Annotated in this window: 2 protein-coding genes; one reads left to right on the top strand and one right to left on the bottom strand. The window is 67.9% G+C overall.

Annotated features, from left to right (window positions below; translation table 11 throughout):
- Positions 1 to 634 (top strand): YncE family protein (locus KUTG_RS01155; RefSeq protein WP_369794414.1); only part of this gene is annotated, 634 nt, incomplete at its 5' end.
- 47 nt (positions 635 to 681) lie between these two features.
- Here KUTG_RS01155 and KUTG_RS55755 read toward each other — a convergent pair.
- The coding region (locus tag KUTG_RS55755) for an RNA-guided endonuclease InsQ/TnpB family protein (protein WP_232240585.1) at positions 682 to 1,836 on the bottom strand (1,155 nt) is incomplete at its 5' end.

The raw sequence follows: 1,836 nt of genomic DNA on the forward strand, positions 1-1,836 counted from the left end.
CCTGCGCATCACCCTGCCCACCGGCGCCGTGGACAAGATCACACTCCCCGGCGGACCCGTCGCCGCCAACACCAAGGGCAACCAGACCCTCGTCGCCCTCCACGACACCAAATCCGTCGCGGTGATGACCGGCGACAAGACCGACCGCACCATCACCGGCCTCGCCAGCGCCGACCAGGCCCTCCCCGTCGACGACGGCAAAGCCGTCGTCCTCGACCGCCTCCGCACCGCCGTCTTCGACCTCGACCCCGCCGCCGGCACCGTCGGCGCCGGCCTACGCGCCGGCGACGGCGCCACCAACGCCGTCACCGACAAGTACGGCCGGGTCCTCGTCACCGACAGCCGCGGCGGCGAACTCCTCGTCTACAAACCCGACACCCTCGTCGAACTCCAGCGCTACCCCGTCGCCGGCGGCCCCTACGGCATCGCCTACGACCCCCACCGCGACCTCGCCTGGATCACCCTCACCGCGGTCAACCAGGTCGTCGCCTACGACGTCGCCGGCGGCGAACCCGTCGAGCGCCACCGTGTCCCCAGCGTCCGCCAACCCAACTCGGTGGCGGTCGACCCCAGCACCGGACGCGTCCTCGTCGCGTCCGCCGACGGCGGAGGAGTACAGGTGATCACCCCTTGACGTCCTCCTCCGCCCGAAGACGGAGGATTCCAACCCACTACCAGTGCTCACGCGGTGGAGGTAGCAGGGTGAGGTTCACGGTTCACAGCCCCGCCCAACGGCTGGAGGGCTCCCCGTGCAGTCACGGCACGCCCTGCCGCGATGTTCTTGGCCGCGTTCACGTCCGCATGCGCCCGATGTCCACAGGCGACGCATCGGAAGACCGCTTGGCTCTCACGGTTCTCCGATGCGCGGTGCCCGCAGGCATGACAGGTCTGCGACGTGAACACAGAACTGATCTTCTCCACCCGGCCGGAAGCCTTGTGTTCCAGCCGCGTCACGAGCCGGCCCCAGCCATTGGCGAGGATGCCCCGGTTCAGCCGGGCCTTCCGCCGCACATGCCGACCTGGTTGGTCGCGACATCCCTTCGAGGACCGGGTCATGTTCCGGATACGCAGGTCCTCGACCCTGATGACGTCACAACGGCGGGCCAGGTCGGTGCTGGTCTTCTCTACCCAGTCCTTCCGCCGGTCAGTCTCGCGGGCCCTCAGTCCGGCTATCGCGGTCTTGATCTTCTTCCGCCTGTTGGATCCACGCTTGGCTCGTGCGAGACGGCGTTGCAGCCTGCGCAACCACATCACCTCCGCGGACCGCAGGCCCGGACAGACCAACAGCTCACCGGTGGACAGCGCAGCAGACACAGCCACACCTCCGAAACGTCGGTTGATCCGCTTCACCTGCCCATGGCGAACTCCGACCTGACGGAACCCCTCATGCACGCCGGCCTTGCGCCAGGTCGGGCGGCGGTGCGTACCGCGAAAGAAGCTCGCCATCGACTGATGAAAGTCCCGCAACGCCTGCTGCTGCACCGTCACCGAACCAGCCGCCAGCCAGCTGTGCTCAGCACGCGCAGCGGTCAACTGCCTTGCCTGCTCGACGTAGCCTGGCGCCGAGACGAACCCCGGCCGCCAGTGCTGATGCTGTTCAACAGCAAGGTTCCACACAAACCGCGCATGCCCGCAGTGCGCCAGCAAGCCCGCCTCCTGGTCAGGAGTAGGCAGCAGTCGATAGCGCGACACCCCAAGCACGCTATCGGCAACCACCGACAAGATCGGTTGCTGACCGCCCGAGCCACCTCCCGCACACCGTGGCGGGCTGACCACCGATTGGAGTTCCCATGACAGCAGCCACCAACGAGTGGTCGACGGCGACTGGGAGTACCG

The sequence above is a fragment of the Kutzneria sp. 744 genome (assembly GCF_000568255.1).
Lineage (GTDB): Bacteria > Actinomycetota > Actinomycetes > Mycobacteriales > Pseudonocardiaceae > Kutzneria.